This is a genomic window from Marinicella rhabdoformis, assembly GCF_009671245.1.
Lineage (GTDB): Bacteria > Pseudomonadota > Gammaproteobacteria > Xanthomonadales > Marinicellaceae > Marinicella > Marinicella rhabdoformis.
In genome coordinates, this window is the sequence record NZ_VTFS01000007.1 from 1 (window position 1) to 21793 (window position 21793).

A 21793-nucleotide genomic window follows, 5' to 3' on the forward strand; every position below is an offset into this window, starting at 1 on the left:
GGTGATGACTTGAATGTCAATGCCAATGGCGTCAGCACTTTTGCTACCGCTTTAGATGATGGCTCTGCATACAATGTTTCTGTCTTAACACAACCTACTTCACCTAACCAAACCTGTGTGGTCACTGGACCAATGGGTAATCTGGCCGGTGGCAATGTGGAATTGGCCGTGGCTTGTACGACACAGTATGATATTGGCGTTAATGTAACTGGATTAGCCGCTGGTAATTCAGTTGTATTTCAAAACAACAGTGGCGATGACCTTACAGTCATGAGCAATGGCTCAAGTACTTTTGCTACCGCGATGGATGAAGGTACTTCTTACAATGTGTCTGTATTAACACAGCCCACATCACCCAACCAAACCTGTAATGTTACTGACCCAACAGGCAATATCAACAATGACTTGTTGTTAACAGTCGAGTGTGTAACCAACACTTATTTTGTTGGAGGAACTGTATCTGGATTATTGAAAAACAGCATGGTGATACTGCAAAACAACATGCAAGATAATAAAATCATAACTTGTAATGGCCCATTCGCTTTCAATACGCCATTAGATGATCTATCAGCTTACTCAGTTACTGTATTTTCACAACCACAGTCACCCATTCAAGAATGTACACTTTCACAAGAAAGTGGCAGTATTTCTGGAGATGATGTAATTACAGTAGAACTAGACTGTGACTACACCATAAGTGGAGATTATATCTTCAGCAATGGCTTTGATGGCTCACCATTCTGTGAACCTGTAAACTGATATAATCACTTCAATAAACTAGGCCCTTCAGCTCTTGTGCTGAAGGGCCTTATTTTATTATTATACAAATCATATAACACCATACCCTATTGTCTTTATCAATAAATCCACTATCAAATTGCTATATTTTCACCCTGTAAATTTCGTATAATCAGCTGATGAAAATCTATTCAATTGAAGGCAACCGACAAAAACTCGATGCCGGCGCGATGTTTGGTAATGCACCCAAAGCTTTGTGGTCACGTTGGGTTGAAGTCGATGAACACAACCGCATGGAACTGGCCTGTCGTGGCTTATTGGTCACAGGCTTGAACGGCAAAAATGTGCTGTTTGAAACCGGTGTTGGCGATTTCTTTGAACCCAAAATGAAACAACGCTTTGGCGTTTATCAACAAGGCCATGTTTTATTGGACTCTTTGAAGGATTTGGGCTTTGCACCCGAAGACATCGATGTGGTGGTGTTGAGCCATTTACACTTTGATCATGCCGGTGGATTGTTGACTTCATGGCAGGAAGGCGTTGCACCTCAACTGGCCTTTCCTAATGCGGAATACTTGGTGGGCAAAACACATTGGCAACGCGCTACCCATCCACATCCGAGAGACCGAGCTTCTTTTATTCCTGTACTGAATGATTTATTAGAACAATCCGGTCGATTGCATTTGGTTGATGCGGACCACCATGAACTGCTGGGTGACGCTGTGAAGTTTGAATTCAGTGAAGGCCACACCATTGGCTTGATGCACAGCATCGTTGCTGACTTGGTTTTTGCTACTGATTTGATTCCAGGTTCGGCTTGGATTCATGTACCGATTTCTATGGGTTATGACCGTTTTCCTGAGCAGTTAATCGATGAAAAATCATTGTTTTTAAAGCGACACTTAGAAGCCGGACACAGTTTATTTTTCACCCACGACCCAGATTTTTCTGTGGCTGAAATTGCTTTTGAGAACAACAAATACAGTGTTAAAAACACCATCACACAACTGAACAAAGAGGTTTAATCATGTTACACATCACTGCTTTATATGCTTCAATTTTGGCTTTAATCTTGCTTTGGCTGGCCTACAATGTGGTCGTATTTCGTCGCACAGACGGTGTTGACTTAGGTGATGGCGGCAGCCAAACTGGCATCCGCCATATCCGCGCTCAAGCCAATGCCACAGAATATGTGCCCATCACATTGATCCTCTTTGCCATTTATGAAATCAATGGCGGCTCCATATACCTTTTGCACGCCTTTGGTGCTTTACTGGTTTTCGCTCGGATTGTTCACCCTTTGGGTTTGGCGAACAAAAAGGGTAAAAGCTTTGGTCGTTTTTACGGCACGCTTATCACATGGTTGATTATGATCGCCCTGGCTTTATTAAATATTTATCACTTTGCATCAAACCTATTATGAAGCACCTGGTATTACTCTGCCTACTATCAACAGGTATCTCAATAGCTTCTGAAAACAACACTGTTCACACAGATAATCAGTGGTATAGACAAGGCCAAGAAAAGATCAAAGCACTTCAAGCACAAGCGGACTTTCCAAAGCAAGCGAAAAACATCATCTTTTTCGTTGGTGATGGTATGAGTTTAGCCACCATAACCGCCAGCCGCATTTATCAAGGCCAACAAAAGGGTGAAGATGGTGAAGAGAATTTACTCAGTTTTGAAAAATTTCCATACACGGCTTTATCTAAAACCTATAACACCAACTTACAAACCCCAGATTCTGCCGGCACCATGAGTGCGATGATCACTGGCATCAAAACCAAAGCCGGGGCCATCAGTGTCGATGAACGTGTGCAAATTGGCGAATGCGGCCCGAAAGCACACCACACCACTTCATTACTCACTGAGGCGGAACTGGCTGGTTTTAGAACAGGCATTGTGACCACCGCGCGTTTAACTCATGCCACTCCTGCGGCCACTTATGCCAATTCAGAAAAACGTGGCTGGGAAGCTGACAGTGACATCCCAAAAAAATACCGCAAAGACTGTAAAGACATAGCCTTACAGTTGATTGATTACCCGCATGGCGATGGTCTTGAAGTGGCCATGGGCGGTGGTCGTAAAAACTTCATTGGCACTAAAAAAGCCGATCCAGAATACCTCTTACTTGCAAAAGGTGAGCGCAAGGATCAGAGAGATTTAACCTCACAATGGCTTAAAAAGCATGACCATGCTGCCTATGTATGGAATCAAAAACAATTTGATGCCTTAGATGTTTCAAAAACAGATCATTTACTGGGTTTATTTGAACCCAGCCACATGCAGTATGAAATTGACCGTAAAAATGATGTAGCCGGTGAGCCTGCTTTAAAAGAAATGACTGCCAAAGCTTTACAAATTTTACAAAAAGACGACAAACCATTTTTCTTGATGGTTGAAGGTGGTCGAATTGACCACGGTCACCATGCGGGTTACGCCAAAAAAGCGTTACATGACACGGTTGCTTTTTCAAGTGCGATTGAAAATGCGTTATCCATGGTGGATTTGAATGAAACCTTGATTATGGTGACTGCAGACCATGCGCACACCATGTCTATGAGTGGCTATGCCCAAAAGGGAAATCCCATATTAGGAAAAATTGTGGTTCCTGATGACCAAGGCAATCCCAGCAAAACTTTGCAAAAAGATGCCCAAGGCAAACCCATGACCACTTTAAGCTACGCCAATGGACCAGGTTATGTCAATGGTGACGAACGGCCCGACTTAACTCATGTTGATACAGAGCACAAAGAGTATAAGCAAGCAGCCACGGTTCCCCTATACTCTGAAACACACTCAGGTGAAGATGTCATCATTTACGCCACTGGTGCTGGCAGTCAATTGGTTCGCGGTGTTCTGGAACAGAACATGACTTACCACATCATGAAAGCCGCCATATCACATCAACTTCAACTCAATGCCAATGAGACAAAAGGAAAATAACATGTCCTATGCCACCTTACCTAAAGCTGAACTTCACATGCACATAGAAGGCAGTTTTGAGCCTGAGTTGATGTTTAACATTGCTGAACGCAATGGCATTGCACTGCCTTATGATTCAGTTGAGGCGTTAAAAGCCAAATACGATTTTAACAACCTGCAAGATTTTTTAGATATTTATTACCAAGGTTGTGCGGTTTTACTAAACGAGCAAGATTTTTATGACTTGGCATGGGCTTATTTGCTTAAAGCCAAAGAAGATCACATCGTTCACACAGAAATATTCTTCGACCCACAGTCACATACTGACCGTGGCATTACATTCGATACCGTAATCAATGGTTTCTACCGTGCTTTCAAAGACGGCGAAGCGCAATTGGGCATCACATTTCGCATCATTGCCTGCTTTTTGCGCCATCTACCAGAACAGGCTGGCTTTGATATTTACCCAGACATTTTACGCCACAAAGACAAAATTATTGGTGTCGGCTTAGACTCATCAGAAGTGGGTCACCCACCTGAAAAATACCAACGCTTGTTTCAACAAGCCAAGAAAGATGGATTCAAAATTGTCGCACATGCCGGAGAAGAAGGTCCGGCTGAATACATTTGGCAAGCCATTGATTTACTTGAAGTTGATCGCATTGATCATGGCAACCGTTGTTTGGACGATGAAAAACTGGTTCAGACTATTGTCGACAAAGGCTTGGCCCTGACCGTTTGCCCTTTGTCTAATTTAAAACTGTGCGTGGTGGACGAATTAAAAAATCACCCCATAAAAGCCATGTTGGCTAAAGACCTAAAAGCCACCATCAACTCAGATGACCCGGCTTATTTTGGTGGCTACATCAATGATAATTTTAGGCAGTTGAAACAAGCCGTAGGCTTATCTGACACTGAAGTCAAACAGCTCATCATCAATTCATTTGAAGCCAGCTTTTTAAGTAAACAAGAAATTGATAAGCATTTAAAAAATGTAAATGACCAAGCTGACTAGAAAGCCTTTAAATTTTTATGATTGAGTCGACCATGCTCTCTGACTGATGTCATATACTATCAGTTATTGGTTTATACAAATAAACCAGTGTCTTCAACTATAGGAATTAAAAACTATGCATGATTTGATGTTGCTGTCTATTATTTGGGTCAGCGTGTTTTTTGCGGCTATTTTGGCACAAGTCACCAGATTAACGCCGGTTTTGTGGTTTTTATTCTTTGGTACATTCTTAGTTAATGTGGGATTGCTTCCTAAAGAATTACCAGAATTTATAAAAGACCTGTCAGAACTTGGCATCATTATCATCATGTTTGCCCTTGGCTTTGAAGAAAACATGCACAAGTTCATCAAGAGCATCAAGCGCTCTTGGGGCATTGCTTTTTTTGGTGCATTGATTCCTTTCTGTATTGCTTATTTATTGTCATGGATGTATTGGCATGATCCGAACATATCACTGCTGTGCGGACTGGCGATGACAGCAACGGCTGTGTCCTTGACCATGGTCTCACTGAAATCTGAAGGATTGAATACCACACCCGCCGCAACCGGCATCATGACTTCAGCAGTCTTAGATGACATTGCCTCTTTGGCATTGGTGGCCATTTTAGTTCCTATAGCGGCAGGGGAAAGCAATTTCAGCGTCACAGGTATTGGCTTCATCCTGGGCAAAGCCATTCTGTTTTTTATGATTGTGGTCATCATAGGTAAGTGGTTGTTTCCGACCAGTACAGGTTGGGTAAAAAAGGTGCCACTGATTGGACAAATTAACCTGCGTGGTTTGCTGTCTATGGCACAAGGAGAATATGTCATATTGTCACTTTTGTTAATTGCTGTATCTGTCGGATTACTCGCCCATGAGTTCGGTTTTCACCCAGCCATTGGGGCTTATATGGCTGGTTTGGTTATACGAAGTGAATATTTTGACTTTCACCAAGAACATAAAAAAGACTATTATAAAAACGCCCGTGAAATCATTGATAACGTCGCTTTCACTTGGATTGGTCCTGTGTTTTTTGTCACCATGGGCACCCATTTAGTCTTTGACATGGATTTATTAATCAATGTCATACCAGAGGCCGTTTTATTATTTGCTTGCCTGTTTACTGGTCAAATTTTATCCGCAGGCTTGTCCGCCAAATATACAGGTAATTTTTCATGGCCAGACAGCTGGATGATAGGTTTTGGGATGCTGGGTCGGGCAGAGCTGGCTTTTGTGGTAATGAACATTGCTTTTATCCAGTACCAAATCTTCACCCTCGAGGTTTTTTATACTTTGATGATTACGGCTTTTTTGCTAAATATTTCAGTGCCAATTACCATCAAGTTCTGGAAATTAAAATTTCATGACACAAGCACCAAGTCAAATGTAGAACCATAATAAAAAAGGCCGGCTTAATAAGCCGGCCAATCACCCCATTAATTGCTTTATTTTTCCTAAAACAATCAGTTTTGTTCAAAACCATTCATGAATATCAAATCATTATCCCAACGGTACTCGTCTGCGCCGATGTCATACGTACCATGTAAGTTCGTTACATTCGGGTCATCATAGTTACGGCCCTCAAAGTCCATGTCATATCCCAGTTCAACAGTTAAAGGTTCGGCAGCATAACAGTAATCAATCGCTGGTGATGTTGGCTTGATGTGAAAGTCATTTGTTAGCGGATTGATAAATTCCGGATCATCAATTGTGACAGTACCACCGGCTGAAAATGAACTGGTTTCATGTGCTATTACACATTCAAAATCATGCGATGCCGCATTGGTAGTTTTTGACACATCTACACTTTCTTGAACTATCGAAGAATTCATTGCAAATATCCCGCCACTGTTATGAACAACCGACTCTGTTATTTCATTACTGGCAATGGTTACATGATTCAATGAAATGGCTGATGCCTGGTTAACACCGCCATTAATATAAAATAAATTGATTCCCGGAAAGCTGTCAGTTCCATTCTTGACAATCATGCTGCCTTCTATTTTTAAGACGCCATCCAGTGAAGCAAATCCAATCAAACCATTGTCACCTAGAAGACCGTTATGTTTGATGTTTGCATGCAGTACAGTTATTTTTCCATTTTGAGTAGCCGCAAAAACACCGCCTAAATTGCCTGCAGTGTTGCCACGGTAGTCGGTACAACTGCCTGGTGTATGGCACGGATTTGCCAATGTATTGGCTGCATAACTTGTGAATTGGCCTTGATCAAATGCTTCAACGGCTCCACCAGTATGACCCTTGTTATCTCTGAACTTTGAGTTCACAGCATTTACAATAGAAAATTCGCCTGAAACACTAACACCGCCACCACTTCCAGATCCATTACCATCACTGCCTGCTTCATTCCCTAAAATTTCAATGCCATTCAGGTTAACAATAGAACCATCTGCAACTTTTATGCCTCCACCATCTCCAACTGAGCTGTTGTCCTTAACTTTTACAGGTGCGAATAAGTTAGCTTTACAACCCCCTGTTATCAAAAGACCACCACCTGAATTCGAAGTGTCATTATCTGAAATTAAGCTTTCTCCTTGGATATTTAAAATATTTTCTTGGCCCGCACAAATAATTCCAGAACCATCATTGGAACTAACAACCACATCTACAAAAGAAACATTATTGTCACCACCAAAAATAAAAGCACCTACATTATCATTGTTTATTAAAGTGACATTTTCAACATTCAATTGAACATCGGCAGTGGACATCAGGCCTGAAGTGCCATTTCCAATAAGTAAATTACGAATATCAACACTTCTTTCTTCGCTGTTGCCTGAAACCGAAACCACAGCACCGCTACCACCACCATCTATGACGGCTGATGATAAATCTGTGATGTTATTATTGGCGCCTGAACAATCAGCATACCCACCAGTCAGCACCATATTCCTGTCATCAATGGTGATATTTTCGTTATAAACTTTATCACTTGCTATGCGAATGACATTACTTAGCGTACTGTCTATGGCAGCTTGGATACTGCTGTAGTCACAAGTTCCACCATTACCAACAGTTAAGAAAGGTGCGCCTTGGATTTGATTGTCTTCAGCATGTACTTGTGAAGCCAATGCTGCGGTTAAAATTAATAATTTATGTTTCATGATATTTCCTCTTTAGATTCGTTATGTCAGAACCACCGAGGAAAAAATTAAAAACGGGTCAATTATTTTTTATTTTTACAAAATAACTTTTCAATGCCAAAGCCATCTTTGGATTTTCTGTCCAGTATTGCTCAAGCCATTGTTTGTGTTTACCAGCATCTACTCGGGCAATATAGCTTAGTAGATGCCAATATATTTCAGGAAAAGGTTTGAAATCAGTATGTTCAATGCAAGCAGCGAATTCATTGACTTTCATGCGCGCTTGTTTTGTATTCATGGACAACATGGTTTGTGCCAACTCATATCGACACCTTGTGTCAGACTCATGCTTCTCTACCACCTGCTTAAACCAGTCTTCAGCTTGAGCTATACGCCCTGCCAAAAAATTGAATTCTGCAAGATAGAGCATCAAATCGTATTGCGCTTGATGAGTTTCACTATCCAACTGGTTATGTGTGGCCAAAGTTTGTTCTGCCGTTTCTATAGCTGCACCCAAATCAGCAGCATAAAACTGCGTCATTGCCAATGCTTCTAAAGCCCATGCCAAATCCAAAGAGGGTAAGTTACTTCGTCCTTTCACCACATCCACAGCAGCCTGCCTTTGAACCAATGACTCATCAAAACGCAACTGTTTATAAAAGAAAAATCCGTAATTGGCATGGTAAATAGAACGGAAATCAGCGTTATCTTTACCTTCGTTATCAAGGAATTCCAGGCACAAATCAAAATATTTTTGTGCCGCTTCAAAATCCCCCTGATGGGTTGAAAACACTGCTAAATCACTGTAAATATCAACTTTCTCTACTTCAGTTTTGTTCAGTTTATTCATCAATGCCAAAGCTGATAATGCTGCATCCTTAGCTTCTTCAGCTCGCTTCAAATTCATCAAAGAACTGAATTTACTGGTCGATATCCGCAATCGCAATTCTTCGTCATTTACTGTGGTGTTATTTTCAGCTATCTCCAACAATCTGACAGCCTCTTCATTTTTCTGTAACCTGGTAGCAGTCATAGACGTGACCAGTAAAATTGATTGACAGGCCTCATCTGCCGCACCCAAAATGTCAACACACTCAGGATAGGCATGATCGAAATTAGACACCACAGAATCAAAATAACCTAATGAATACATACTACTTAATATTGAGTTCATCAGTGCAAAACGTTGTTCAGGCATGCCCACTAAGCCATTTTTCACTTCCTTAAATCCCTGAAGTAACAAATCTTGGGCCGTCAATTCCGTTTGTCTATTGTTAGGGTTGGCCTTTAAGAATATATTGGTTAACAGTTCCGTCACCTGTTGCGATTCAGCCGCCTCTTCTTGTGCCACCTGTTTTTGAAACTCTGCTTCTCTGGCCAAGTTTAAAGAATAAATAGTGGCATAAATCAGCAACAATGAAGCAACTGTCGACACTGTAAATACCGCCTTGTGTCTTTGCACCATTTTTTTAAATAGGTACCATGCTGAAGGTCTTCTCGCCATGATGGGTCGGTTATACAGAAAATGCCGAATGTCTTCAGCAAAAGCTTCAATACTGGGGTAACGATTTTCAGGCAATGGAGACAACGCTTTGTGCAGTATGTTTTCAATATCACCTTTCAGCCGCTCATTCGCAATGGTGGTTAACTCCGGGTACATGGCTTTGGTTTTGCCCGTTTGTTTCTTGAACTTCCGAAATTGACCTGACACTACGTTTTGGTCACGCTCTAAACCACTTTGGTATGGATAAGGGTGGTAACCGGTCAACAGCTCATAAGCCACAACGGCCAAGCTGAACACATCAGTACTGGTGGTGACTTGTTCGCCTTTGATTTGCTCTGGGCTGGCATAACTACGCGTCATGACTTGGGTGGCCGTTTGGGTTAGCTGTTCGCCCTCTGCATCTAATAATTTGGCAATACCGAAATCCAACAACTTCACTTGGTTTTGGTCATTCACCAAAATATTATTTGGCTTTAAGTCGCGGTGGAGTACCAACTGTTGGTGCGCATAGGACACCGCTTCACATACTTGTAAAATCAAACGCAAGCGTGCGCGCAAACCCAGTTTTCTGTCAATGCAATACTGAGCGATGTCTTTACCTTTCACATATTCCATAACCAAATATGGGCGGCCATCTGCTGCCGCACCACCATCCAATAATTGGGCAATGTGGCTGTGATTGAGTTTAGCCAAAATTTGTCGCTCATTTTCAAAGCGTTTGACCATTGACTCTTTGACTTGGAACTGAGATATTTTGATGGCCACCTGCTTTTTATAGCTGCCATCAGCACGTTCAGCAAGATAAACATGCCCCATCCCGCCCGTACCAATGGGCTTAATCAATCGATAATTGCCCAAATGAGGCGTTTCATTCATTTGCAAACTGGCATCTTGCTCATGCCACTCTGCTGTCACTTCTTTAATATTTTCCGGCAAAGACTCATCCCCTGCATCGGCTTGTAACATACCCATCAGCAAAGTGATTTGATCAGGCAATAGCAAATTTTTTTGTTTGATGGCTTCTAACTGCTGTTGCTGTTCATCTGCGCTAAAATCAACCAATTTTTGAAACCAATCATTGACCTGTTGAAAACCCGTGTCTGACATCTTAAGCCATTTGGGTTTTCAAAAAAGCGCGTGCGGTGCGCAAAGATCGCTTGATGGAGCTTTCAGAAACCTCAAAACTGTCGGCCAATTCTTTGAGGTTCAAACCACCATAAAAACGCATCACCACCATTTTTTCTAAATTGGCATCCATCTTTGCTAAATTTTCCATGGCCGCATCCATGGCCAAGATTTGGCTTAAACCCATGTTTTCCGTGTCGGCCCCTGCATCAATTTGCGTGATGCCCACTTGTTGTAGGCCCCCTCCATGCTTTTCTGCATTCTTCTTACGGGCATAATCAATCACCGTGTGGCGCATGATTTGTGACATCAGGGCATAGAAATGACCACGAGATTGGAAATGCAGTGATTGTTTTTCATAAATTTTGATGATGGCCTCATGAACCACGGCATTGGTGTCCAAAGTAGCATTTTGACGGCCAGAACGCAAGGCATGGCGCGCCAAATCCTTGAGCTCTTTATAAAGCTCAATCGGTACTTCTTGCAACAGCTTGGTGTTGATGATTTTAGTCAGCGTTTCTTTGGTCAAGCCATTCCCCATTGGGTTGATTTACATTCAATGATTATAGCTTGAACAATCATTCACTTAAAGGGTATCTGGTTTTATCAATTCATTGAATCGTTCATTGTCACGCAGTAAATCCCATTGCGGATCTAGGTACAAGTGCCAACGTTTAAATCCACCTGGTGTTTTCAATAATTGTTCCACCATGTTCAATGCGGCATCAGTTTGCCCTGCTGTGGCTTTGATGTAAGCTGCGGACATGTGAACCAAGGAACCATCCACTGCATCTTTGTCTAATGGGAACAGTGCCATGGCTTCATTCGCCAAAGCAATGGCTTCTTCTGTCGCACCTTCCATCGCCTTCACCAAACCCAAGGTGTTTAAATCCACAGACAAATCAAAAGCACCTTTGCTGCGATCTATCTCACCAATTAAACCTTTGGCTTTTTCTAACTTAGATTTTTTCAATTCATGGTTGCCTAGGAATTCAAAGGCCTTGGCTTGCTCAAGTGCCAACAAAGCCGGATACATGGAAAAAAAATCCTCAATTTCAGGCGTTTCAGTGGCTTTGATAACACCTTCAAAATCACGTTCCATCCACAACAGAGAAAGTGCCACGCCAACATAAATGTCACCGCTGTTGGCCGGAACGCCATCAAGAATGATTCGTGCTTTTTCTAAATCTCCATGTCCCCACACCTGCGCATCCACCGCCATCGCGCCCAAATCGCTGTCATCAGGAAAGCGTTTTAATGCCATGGCCAATAATTCAGACACACCCTCAACATCCCTGACCAAGCCCAAAGTATCAATTGCCGTACTGAGGTAATTGGCATCACCTGGGTCTAATTCATGGGCTTTTTTCATGCTGGCAACTGCTTGTTGCCACAGACCCAAACGCCGCTCACTCAGACCCAAAGCCAACAATGTTTTTGCATCATTGGGTTTCAAAAGCAATGCCTGTTTCTGAAGGTCATAGGCTTTTTCATAATCAAGCATGATTCGATAATGGTATTCACCTTCAGTCGCCAAAACATCAGCAGATCGTGGTGCCAATTTTTTCGCCTCATCCAATGCCTGTCTGACCAAATCCTGTCGCTCTTTACTGGGGTCATAACCAATCCAATACAACAAGCTGTGCACTTTGGCCAACAAAACCCACGCCTTAACAAAACTGGGATCTTCTTTAATCGCCTCTTCGATGAAACCCTGTGCAAAAGCAAATTTTTCAGCATTGTAACCACTGGCTCGAATCGAAGCATTGGCTTGAGAAACCAGCTCCCAAGCCTTCAGACTATTGGTCGGCTGCTCATTCAGAATGGCCTGCTCATGGGGTGACAACTCACCTTTGATCGCGGTGATGATGTGTCTTGTGATTTCAGATTGGATGTCAAAAATATTGTCAATGGTCATTGCACGCTGATAGGTTTCTGCCCAAAGGTGCTGGTCATTGCTGACATTGATTAATTGCACATTCATGCGAATTTGATCGCCAGCCCGCTGAACGCCTCCTTCTAAAATCACCGACACACCCAGCTCTTTACCTATCTGCTGGATGCTTTTATTGACCAAGCGATAAGGCATCACCGAGGTTCTTGAAATCACCTTGATGGCACTGATTTTTGCCAATTGAGTCAAAATGTCATCGTGAATGCCATCGGTAAAGAACAGGTCACCTTCTTGGTGGCTGCGGTTGGCAAAAGGCAAAACAGCAATGGAATCAAATGTTGATGCTTCAACTGTTGCCTGAATGGGCTGTGATTTATTCACCGCATGTTGTTGTGAATTCGGCTTGCCAGACTGTTGTTGCCAAATGATCAGAACAGCCAAAAACGAAACCGCAAGCAGCGTGATATAGTCCAAACGCTTGGCGGTGATGTGCGTGATGGATTCATCGCGAACCACTTCGGTTTCACGTTTGATCCCCTCTGAAGTTATTTCAAACGCCCATGAAAAAATAACGGTGGGAAGAAAACCAATCACCGTCATGGTAATGAATAACTTCATCACCCAATCTGGCGCTTCAAAAACAGCCGTGGCAATGCTGAGCACTTGCACCAAAAGCCAAGCGACCACCAAATAAGCAACAGCAACTCGGAAAACATTGCGGCGTTTGAGTTCTGTGATTAAGCTCATGGTAGGTGCCTTTCTATCGCTTGCAATAGCTTCATGCTTTCACTCTTGGTATTGTGGAAATTAAACACTTTGGTGTCATTGACCGCGATTTGAAACTGTAAGTTGTACAACATGTCTGGTAAAGAACGGAGTGATTGAGCCGTTTGACTGATTACCTCATCATGCACATCTAAATCACAAGTCTTTGGTAGGGCGGCAGAGAAAGAATGGGCCACTTTTAAAACCACATCACCGCATTGTGCTTTGATGGCATCTTGAATAAGCACTGGCATATGTCCCCTGATATATTCCCTGTAAGGTGCCACTCTGGTCATAAAGGGAAGGTTGGCATTATCAACCGCAAAGTAGCCAAAGATCATGGACTTCAAACCTTCATCTTTGATCAAGTTAAATTGGCCTGTGCTGAGCATTTCATCGTATGTGGCTCGGTTTGCCCAAATGCCATTCACCTGCGATGCTTGATAGGCACCGATGACAAATTGTTCGTCATTGACCTCATTAACGCCATTCAAAGCATCCACCGCAGTCATGGCATATTGTCTCACCACCTTTTGGTATTCAATTTCTGTATCGAGTAATTTGATGTCATTACTGACATCTTTGTGTAATCGGCTCAACAGGACTATGGCTTGCTTTTTACCCGCGACTTCTTGGTTCCAATTCGACACTTGAATGCCGATAAAGACACCAATGACTACTATCAGAAAATCTAATAACACGGCAAACCAATTTTGGTCTTTTATGTGTTTCATAACACTCCGCAATATCATTTCAAGACATCCGCTGACGAATTTTGATGCTGGCTTTCATAACCCTTCCCCCTGATTTTCCTTATGATTTTAAAAGAAAGCCTCTGTAAAATCAATGCAAGGCAAATGCTGTGCGTTTATTCTGGACGTGTGAGGATAAAAGCAGAGACACAACACAAAACCGCAATTTGAACCCAAACTGACCACAGGGGCGCACCCAGTAGCCAACTCAACGGAGGCATAATTATCATCATGGAAACAGAAACTATTTTGATTTTCCTTCTGATGCGTCCATGTTCTTGCCAATCATTGATCAAAGGACCAAAGGTTTTGTGATTCAGCAACCACTGATGCGCCTTTTCTGATGACTGCGCAAAACAAAAAGCCGCCAACAACAGAAACGGCGTGGTCGGTAACAAAGGCAAAATTACGCCAATGGCCGCCAGAACCGCCGAAAGAAACCCAAGTAATAACCACATCGTTTTTTTTAACTGAGTCATCATCACGATATTTTACAGCGCTCGAACCTTACCAGCCAAAACTTCAACGCTTTGCCACACTCCTTGAATAAAGCTGAGTAATTCAATTTTTGGCTTCAAAAAATAAGATGAAGTGGTAGGTATTCAAAATCTGTTACTCAGATTATCCAGTCACATTTGCGTTCAACCAGCGTTCCACCCATGGGTTCCATGCGACATCGATTGACATATTGATGCGTTCGACAGCACTGTTATTTTCAACAGAATGCCGTTCGCTCAGCTTCAAATACCAAAGCTCACCAGGCTGCATTGGAACCACTGTCCCGTTCAAATAAAATGCCACCAAGTCATCAGAAAAAACTGGAAGGGTCAAACGCACCACTTCACGGAGTTCGGCATCCAAAGTCGGATCAGTATGCTCCTTGAGCACGGCACCTGCTTCAAGCCGCATTAATCGGATACTGGTTATTTCTGTCTCAAAGCCTGAAAATATTTCTTGAAGGTAATGACAACCCTTGAGCATAGGTTCTGCTGCCCAGTCGTGTGTCGAAGGCTGCGCGACATTTCTGGCAAGCGGAATGGCGCTGTAATAGATATAAAATTGTTGTTGCAGAGTGGAAACCACTTCTTTTACATCGCTGCAAAGACGGTTAATATCAAATGAACGATCAAGTTTAATTCGATCAGGTAAAATGTGAGAAGTTGATGGTTCAGGTACAGTCATAGATTCAATAATTTAGTCAATGAAATGGCAATCGTTTTTTATTATATGCCAAAATTTGAAAAACTTTTTGAGCTGAATGAAAACATGCTCAGTTGACTTCATTATTCGTAAGAAAAGCGTTGTGCCACACCTTTATTTACAGCTGAAAACAGTCATCATTGCCATGGTTGATATGGCCATCATTTTGACTTTTCGCCTGAAGCATCACTGCTGTTGTCAGTCATTGAACAATTGGCCAAAGATGCAGTGATTAAGCAATACACAACGATGCAATTACGCTTTTGTGCTGAGGGTATTGGGATAACAACTCATTTTTTTTAGCCAATTCAAAATCATTGAACTCAAATCCAGGCGCGACAGTACAGCCCACCAAAGCATAATTTTCATCATCAACACTGGCGGCAAACCAATCACCGGCCTTTACCACATGTTGAAAAGATTGACCTTGGCTAGGGTCATCACCCAATAACATCTTTTGATAATTTCCTGATGCATTGATGACATGAATGGTTAAAGGGCGGCCTTGATAAAAGTGCCACAGTTCATCCTGTTTGATGCGGTGAAACGCTGAAAAATTCGGTGCATTCAATAGGTAATAGATGGCAGTAGAAAAGCAATGTGCTTGATCAAAACGATCAGGCAAATGAACCGCTGAAATGTGTTCCTGACATCGATAGGTTTCTTTGTAAAATCCGCCTTCGGGGTGTGGCAACAGCCCCAACTGGTCAATCCATTTTTGATACGCTTTCATGGTAAAGTTAATTGTTAATAGCCAAATAAGAGTCATTTATATCAAATAAGGCATACCAATAACAACTGATCAAAAATTTGCTTGGCATTTATAAAATAAAAGAATGAAAACAGAGGGCTTGCTGAAATAGACTTATTTTATGTCCTATATTAGTTTTTAGGGTGGGTTTTGAATATAAAAAGCCAACATGTGAGTCACATGATGACTTATTATGGTTTTGCTTTCCCTTTCTGCTAAATTACTTAACCAACAACGAAATCTGCGCCACTTAGTTGAACAGTGATTGCATGGCTTGAAGTAAAGCCAGGCGGTTAATCTTCACCTGTTCGTCACCGGCATTAAGACAAAGTGTTGGGCTTCGCGTAGCTCAGCCCAACCTTCCTTGTTGTATGGCCTATGTTGATTTGAATCCAATTCGGGCTGGAGCAAAGTTAAATTATTTAATGACGACTTTCACGAAGTGAAAAAAGCCTTTAAAAATTTAACGCCCGTGCGTGGCCAAGGCTTTGGGTGGTTCGGATTACATTTCAATTCAAAAACGTATTGAAAACAAAAATACATGGCTGTCATCTTTTGGTAAAGGTGACAATGGTTTGCCTTATTACCTTTCTAGCTACATCGACTTGATAGATGAATCAGGGCGTTGTGTTAGAGACGATAAGCGCTGTTTTATACCCAACGATTCAGCCAGTACCATTGATCAGTTAGGAATCAGTTCAGACATGTGGCTAGAAGAATTAAGAGGTTTTAAATCTGTAGGCTTTTTTTCGTACCATCCCTGATACTCACCCCTTCGGGGCTTGCGTGAAAATTCATTCCAGACGAATTTTTCTGCTGTTGGAACTACTGCTCAGCTTAAAGAGTTTTCTCGTAAAACGAAGAAACAATGCTCAATGGGAATGATACTGAAACCTGCCCTTGAATAGCCTCAATTTATCAATCTAGAGTTAACCAGTCAATTCTGTGAAGACCTTCCGCTCGGACAGAATCTGGCGAAACAGAAAAATAACCAATTTCTCTGAGCCAAACTAACAATTTTCCCCCAAATCTAGTAACAAAATCCAAATATCAACCAAATGTAGGGCAGAAAAATAAGCTGAAAATTGATTTCAACTTCTCATCAAGTGTGTGTCCTTAATTGGTTTTTAATTGGTTATAAAACCAATCGCTGTGACTGTTTAAAAGGGCCTGTATTTAAATACTTATTCAGGCCTGGTTATTATGAAACTTGCGACCAATAACAAAACGCCAGTTTGTGCCCATAAAGCCCAGTACGACGCACCTAAAAACCAGCTCAATATCGGCATCAATGCCATGGTGGATAATGCCACAACTTTGACCTTCCGCCTGATCTTTCCATGTTGCTGCCAGTCATTAATCAATGGACCAAATAAACGGTGATTGATCAGCCATTGATGTGCTTTGGTCGATGATTGTGAAAAACAAAAAGCCGCCAAAAGCAAAAACGGCGTGGTCGGCAATAAAGGCAAAATAACACCAACAACCGCCAAAACCACTGAAATGAACCCCAACAGTAGCCAAAATGGCTTTTTTATTTTATCAAGCATGGGTTTATTTTACACCGTGTACTGACTGATTATTATCCAAACAACAGCGCTCATTTAATGGGTTAATAATTGTCAGCTAAAATTTGAAGTGATGTGAAGAGAAGAGAAGCCGAGCAAACTGTTAGCAGTCCTGCTTTAAAATTTTTCTGGGCATATTGACGAGTAATAACAAAGCATAATGCGATGAGTGATGTGTTTTTCGATGCCCGAACCAACCAGTGATGCTCACGGTAAGAAATACCAAATTTTTTTGTGGCTAAAACGATGATGCTCATTGTAGTAGTCTAAGTCAGCATATAAACGAGTAATATTGATTTTTAAATTCAATTATTTGCCATATTTCTATCTGGGTGGATGGTAAAAGACACCTGATACCAGTGACCAAATCCATAAACCTGAATGCTTATCAACTCAATTTAGGTTTGCAAATTTCACTCGGGGTTTTGCCAAAATGTTTTTTAAAAGTGCGTGAAAAATATGCCAAAGAATCAAATCCGGTACCATAAGCCACTTCACTGACAGTATATTGTCGTGAGCTCAATAAACTGTGGGCTTGTTGCATTCTAAATTGAGTGATGATTTGTCCGGTACTTTTGTTTAATTCTTGTTGGCATTTTCTGTTGAGTGAAGAACGACTCATACCCATCACAGCAGACAGTGACTCCACTGACAAACTGGTATCAGACAATCCAGATAATATTTCACCCTTAAGTTTATCAACGAATTCATCGCAGTTTTTTAGTCCCGCAAATTGCTGCGTTAATTCCTGTTTTATGGCTGCTCTGATCTGTTTTCTGCTGTTGATAATACCCGCTATGCGGACAATCAGTTCTGATGTGTCAAAAGGTTTACTCAAATAGTCATCTGCACCGACCTGTAATCCCTCAACAGTTTCTCTCTTAGTGGATTTGGCAGTTAATATGATAACCGGTATATTCTGAGTGGATTTATTGTTTTTCAGTTCTTTAACCATTTGCAGCCCATCCATAACAGGCATCATCACATCCGAAATAATTAAATCCGGCAAATTCAAGGTAGCCATACTGATACCTTGTTGGCCATTTTCAGCTTCTATAATCCTGTAATAAGTGGACAACCTGGCAGCAATAAACGCTCTCAACTCCTGGTTATCATCAACAATCAATATGGAGGTAATGTCTTCGCCTGCTTCAGATTCTTTATCGTTCACTTCTGAAATTACTGGTGGTAACTTGACTTTATCGGCATCAAAACCTGCTTCAAGGGCAATAGGTTCAACAATTTGTGATGCGTTAAATACACCTTGATCATTGTGCAACCACAAAATAAATGCGCAACCTGTGCTTTTATTTATATCCATATTAAGGCATCTATTCTCCGTAAGCTGCGCAGAATGATTGACCAGTTCTACATGACCATGATGCAATACAATCAATTCTTTCACCAATGCCAAGCCAATACCTGTACCTGGCTCTGATATTTGTTCAGAGGCTTCATCTTGACTAAACCTTTGGAACAACTTGTTTTCAAATTCTGGATTAATGCCTCTGCCATTGTCATCAACTTTAATGCCTGTGTATTCACCACTTTTTACCAATGAAACTTCTATGCGGGTTTTATCACCACTGTACTTGATGGCATTTGAAATCAGGTTAGAAAGGCATTTATCTATCAAGTCTTTATCAAAATACAACCAGCAAGGCTCATCACTATAAACGGCTGTCAATTCTTGTTGGTGCTGCTGGGCCCATGGTTGAAATTTTTCAATGGCGCCTAGAATCAAATCAGCAACATCATACCGTGCCACTTTTAGTTGAAACTGGCCAGATTCCAATCGATTAAGGTCCAATACCTGGCAGACCAGAGATAGCATGGTTTTCGAATTTCTTAATGCCGTCCTGATGGGATGAAGCACGGTATTGTCCATATCTTTATTGTCATTGAGGAAAGCTTCCAAAGGCGCAATGGTTAAGGTAAGCGGTGTTCTGAACTCATGAGATACATTGGTAAAGAATCGATCTTTGAGTATTTGTTGTTGCTTAAGTTTATTGGCTTGAGCCTGAACCTCTGCAGTTCTTTGTGAGACTTGTTGTACCAGCTCTTCATTCCTTAACCGCAACCTTTGAGTGCGCCATTTTTGTGTAATCCATGAGCACAGAACCAGTAGCAACAATCCAATCGATGCATAGATTAACCATGCCGTTTTAGTTAAATACCAAGGCGGCAATACATGATAATCAATGTGGCTACTGCTGACCCTGTCCCAAGCATCTTTGGCTTGAACTTCAAACTGGTACTCCCCACCTTTTAACAAGGTAAAATCTTTACTGTTTTCTGCTGACCATTTTGAAAATTTGTCAACACCACTACCCAACAAACGATGTCGGTAAAGCACTTGATTGCCATCTTTTGCGTTAGATATACTGTTATCCGCCATGGCAAATTGAATGCGAATAGAATTGTTATCCTGAGTTAATTCCGTTAAATGCGGAGTACCTAAACCACCGTAGATTTGTTCCTCTGTATCCAAATTTATTATTTGACGAATATTCAACTTACCCTGAGGTGGGATGGATTTAATTAAGTCCGTATTGCTGCGAAATATATTGCCATTGGCCATACTGAACCACAGGACGTTTTCAGCAGTTTTAATAAAGTCTTTATAACCTGAATCCGGAAAATATTTAAACAGATGCTCATGGGTTTGCCACTGATTATTTTGATCCAAGCTGGCATAACCTGTGTGTGCAGCAATTCGATACCACAGCATTTGTTGCTGATCCTCGTACACACGATAAACATCTTTATTTGGACTGTGAAAAATATCTGGTAAAGTTTCAATAAACTGCAATTCAGGTTGGCGGCCTTGTTGGTAATCCATCAAACCATCATTAGTCCCAAATACCATCCCTTGAGAAATAACAAAGGGCACTACATTATTTTTACCTAAACCATCGTTACCATCAAATTCAGTGATTATATTGGCACGAGTGTCATCCTGAGCATGCTCAATTTTATACAACGCCTGAGTGGCAGTGCCGACCCAAACAATACCTTCATCAATGGCCATAAAATGTAAGTCGTTATCAGTACCAGGTATTTTATCTACCTGCCATTGATTGTTGTTATAGTGAATTCTAAATAAACCTTCAGCAGACGAAGCAAACAACGTATCTGTAGCCTCATCAATCGCGAGGTGTTTGGCAAATTGTGTTTCTAGCAATTGAGTTTTATTGGCATATCCACCACCTTCAGTATTAAGCAAAGCAAAAACCCCACCTGTTCCTGAAAAAAGCAAATGACCTTTATACTCAATGGTATCCCAAATATTATTTTTGTGGTCTGTAACAGGTATGAAAGAAGCTGGATTAACGGCTGAAGCACCGATTTGTAATTCATAAACACCCTCACCAAAGGTAATCACCCGATTATTTATCAGGCTGATACCTTCACTCAAATTCGATTTGTCTTCTGTCTCATAACGACTGAAGCGGTGTGGAGGCACCATTTTAATGATATTAGGAACACCTGAAATCCAGATATTCTGTTGAAAATCTTCCATCACCGATAACAGTGTATTGGTGCCAAGTCCATGCTCCTGTCTATAGTGTTTGACCAATTTAAACTCAGGGCTAACGATGAATAAACCATGAAATAAAGAGGTCAAATAATAATACCCATCACTGGCTTGAAAAGCATTAAAGACATTGACTTCATCTGGCAGATATTGTGGTTCTAACCTTTGAACAACCTGATTATCAATGATTTCGTAAATACCATTTATTGCGGTAAACAAGACCAAGTTGCCCTGCGGATTTCTGAGTACTTTTCTCAGTGATATTTTTTCATCCAACTGAATGCCCGTTTTCTTGATTTCAATATCGGGCTGAACGTTAATGGTGTATAAATGCGGGTCAGAAGTGGTTTTAAAATAGAAAACATCATCAACATTGAATATTCTATGCGAACCAAACAACGTATCAATCTTGTGTATTTTCACCCCATCCCAAAACATCAATGATTGGCTGGTTAAAAACATTACACCATGTTTGTTTGAAGCCACTGACCAAACTTCACCAAACTGTTTTTCGGCAGAAGGCCAGTCACTCAATAAAGACTGGTAAACTAAACTACCCGATTCGTTGGCATGATAGTAAGCTATGTCATTATTAGTACCCACATAAATCCGTTCATCAGTCCAAATAGATACCGCACGAATGCGTGACTTAAACGGTGTATGATACATCCGCCATTGTTCACCATCCCACTCATTTAACCCGGTACCTGATCCGTTATAAATCAGACCATTTTTAGTTTGTGCAAGCCACCAGTTTTGATTCGCCCCTTTATGAACAAAAGAGTCATAAACCTCCACCACAGGTAAACCAATCTCAGCATAGTTTTCGGCTTGCAACTGGGCAGTGTAAAAAACAATCAGGAACAGGATGTAATTGATAGTGAAGTCGGTTTTTTTAAAGCACTTTCAGTATATATGATTTTGTTTCAGCGAGAAA

General features: G+C 41.4%; 17 protein-coding genes. 7 read left to right on the forward strand and 10 right to left on the reverse strand.

The features are described 5' to 3' along the window. The 6 genes from FET73_RS15100 to FET73_RS13505 form a co-directional block, all read left to right on the forward strand. A partial coding sequence (locus FET73_RS15100; RefSeq protein ID WP_218944350.1) for a hypothetical protein occupies window positions 1–759 on the forward strand: 759 nt, incomplete at its 5' end. Between the two features lie 158 nt (window positions 760–917). Further along, window positions 918–1763 (forward strand): MBL fold metallo-hydrolase, encoded by an 846-nt coding sequence (locus tag FET73_RS13485; protein ID WP_154224503.1) that lies wholly within the window; start codon window positions 918–920, stop codon window positions 1761–1763. Between the two features lie 2 nt (window positions 1764–1765). Continuing rightward, window positions 1766–2161 carry an MAPEG family protein gene (locus FET73_RS13490; protein ID WP_154224504.1) on the forward strand — a complete coding sequence of 132 codons (396 nt, stop codon included), beginning with the start codon at window positions 1766–1768 and terminating at the stop codon, window positions 2159–2161. Continuing rightward, window positions 2158–3684: an alkaline phosphatase family protein gene (locus FET73_RS13495; RefSeq protein WP_179952296.1), complete on the forward strand. Its 1527-nt coding sequence runs from the start codon at window positions 2158–2160 to the stop codon at window positions 3682–3684. Before FET73_RS13490 ends, FET73_RS13495 begins: the two co-directional genes overlap by 4 nt. 1 nt (window position 3685) lies before the next feature. Beyond that, complete coding sequence (locus tag FET73_RS13500) at window positions 3686–4678, forward strand: adenosine deaminase (protein ID WP_154224506.1); 993 nt, start codon at window positions 3686–3688, stop codon at window positions 4676–4678. A 115-nt stretch (window positions 4679–4793) separates the two neighbouring features. Beyond that, window positions 4794–6056 (forward strand): cation:proton antiporter, encoded by a 1263-nt coding sequence (locus FET73_RS13505; protein ID WP_154224507.1) that lies wholly within the window; start codon window positions 4794–4796, stop codon window positions 6054–6056. Between the two features lie 65 nt (window positions 6057–6121). Here FET73_RS13505 and FET73_RS13510 read toward each other — a convergent pair whose 3' ends face one another. From FET73_RS13510 to FET73_RS13545, 8 genes are all read right to left on the reverse strand, one after another. After that, on the reverse strand, window positions 6122–7780 hold the full coding sequence (locus tag FET73_RS13510) for an autotransporter outer membrane beta-barrel domain-containing protein (RefSeq protein ID WP_154224508.1): 1659 nt from the start codon (window positions 7778–7780) through the stop codon (window positions 6122–6124). A gap of 58 nt (window positions 7781–7838) precedes the next feature. Then, the gene (locus FET73_RS13515) at window positions 7839–10370 is read right to left on the reverse strand and encodes a serine/threonine protein kinase (RefSeq protein ID WP_154224509.1); all 2532 of its coding nucleotides are present in this window, start codon (window positions 10368–10370) and stop codon (window positions 7839–7841) included. A 1-nt stretch (window position 10371) separates the two neighbouring features. After that, window positions 10372–10917, reverse strand: coding sequence for an ECF-type sigma factor (locus FET73_RS13520; protein WP_179952297.1), 546 nt, complete (start codon window positions 10915–10917; stop codon window positions 10372–10374). A gap of 57 nt (window positions 10918–10974) precedes the next feature. Beyond that, window positions 10975–13029, reverse strand: a complete 2055-nt coding sequence (locus tag FET73_RS13525) for a hypothetical protein (RefSeq protein ID WP_154224511.1) — start codon at window positions 13027–13029, stop codon at window positions 10975–10977. Beyond that, window positions 13026–13781 carry a DUF6090 family protein gene (locus FET73_RS13530; RefSeq protein WP_179952298.1) on the reverse strand — a complete coding sequence of 252 codons (756 nt, stop codon included), beginning with the start codon at window positions 13779–13781 and terminating at the stop codon, window positions 13026–13028. Before FET73_RS13530 ends, FET73_RS13525 begins: the two co-directional genes overlap by 4 nt. 134 nt (window positions 13782–13915) lie before the next feature. Continuing rightward, window positions 13916–14257 (reverse strand): YbaN family protein, encoded by a 342-nt coding sequence (locus FET73_RS13535; RefSeq protein ID WP_246172763.1) that lies wholly within the window; start codon window positions 14255–14257, stop codon window positions 13916–13918. A gap of 163 nt (window positions 14258–14420) precedes the next feature. After that, on the reverse strand, window positions 14421–14981 hold the full coding sequence (locus FET73_RS13540; RefSeq protein ID WP_154224514.1) for an aspartyl/asparaginyl beta-hydroxylase domain-containing protein: 561 nt from the start codon (window positions 14979–14981) through the stop codon (window positions 14421–14423). A gap of 250 nt (window positions 14982–15231) precedes the next feature. Further along, on the reverse strand, window positions 15232–15732 hold the full coding sequence (locus FET73_RS13545; protein WP_154224515.1) for a cupin domain-containing protein: 501 nt from the start codon (window positions 15730–15732) through the stop codon (window positions 15232–15234). Between the two features lie 494 nt (window positions 15733–16226). Between FET73_RS13545 and FET73_RS13550 the strand changes: the two genes are divergently transcribed. Beyond that, a complete protein-coding gene (locus FET73_RS13550) occupies window positions 16227–16514 on the forward strand; it encodes a hypothetical protein (protein ID WP_154224516.1) in 288 nt (95 codons plus the stop codon). 420 nt (window positions 16515–16934) lie between these two features. Here the strand turns inward: FET73_RS13550 and FET73_RS13555 are convergent, their stop codons facing one another. Beyond that, window positions 16935–17300 carry a YbaN family protein gene (locus FET73_RS13555; RefSeq protein WP_154224517.1) on the reverse strand — a complete coding sequence of 122 codons (366 nt, stop codon included), beginning with the start codon at window positions 17298–17300 and terminating at the stop codon, window positions 16935–16937. A 406-nt stretch (window positions 17301–17706) separates the two neighbouring features. Then, window positions 17707–21693 (reverse strand): hybrid sensor histidine kinase/response regulator transcription factor, encoded by a 3987-nt coding sequence (locus FET73_RS13565; protein WP_154224518.1) that lies wholly within the window; start codon window positions 21691–21693, stop codon window positions 17707–17709. Window positions 21694–21793 lie beyond the last annotated feature (100 nt).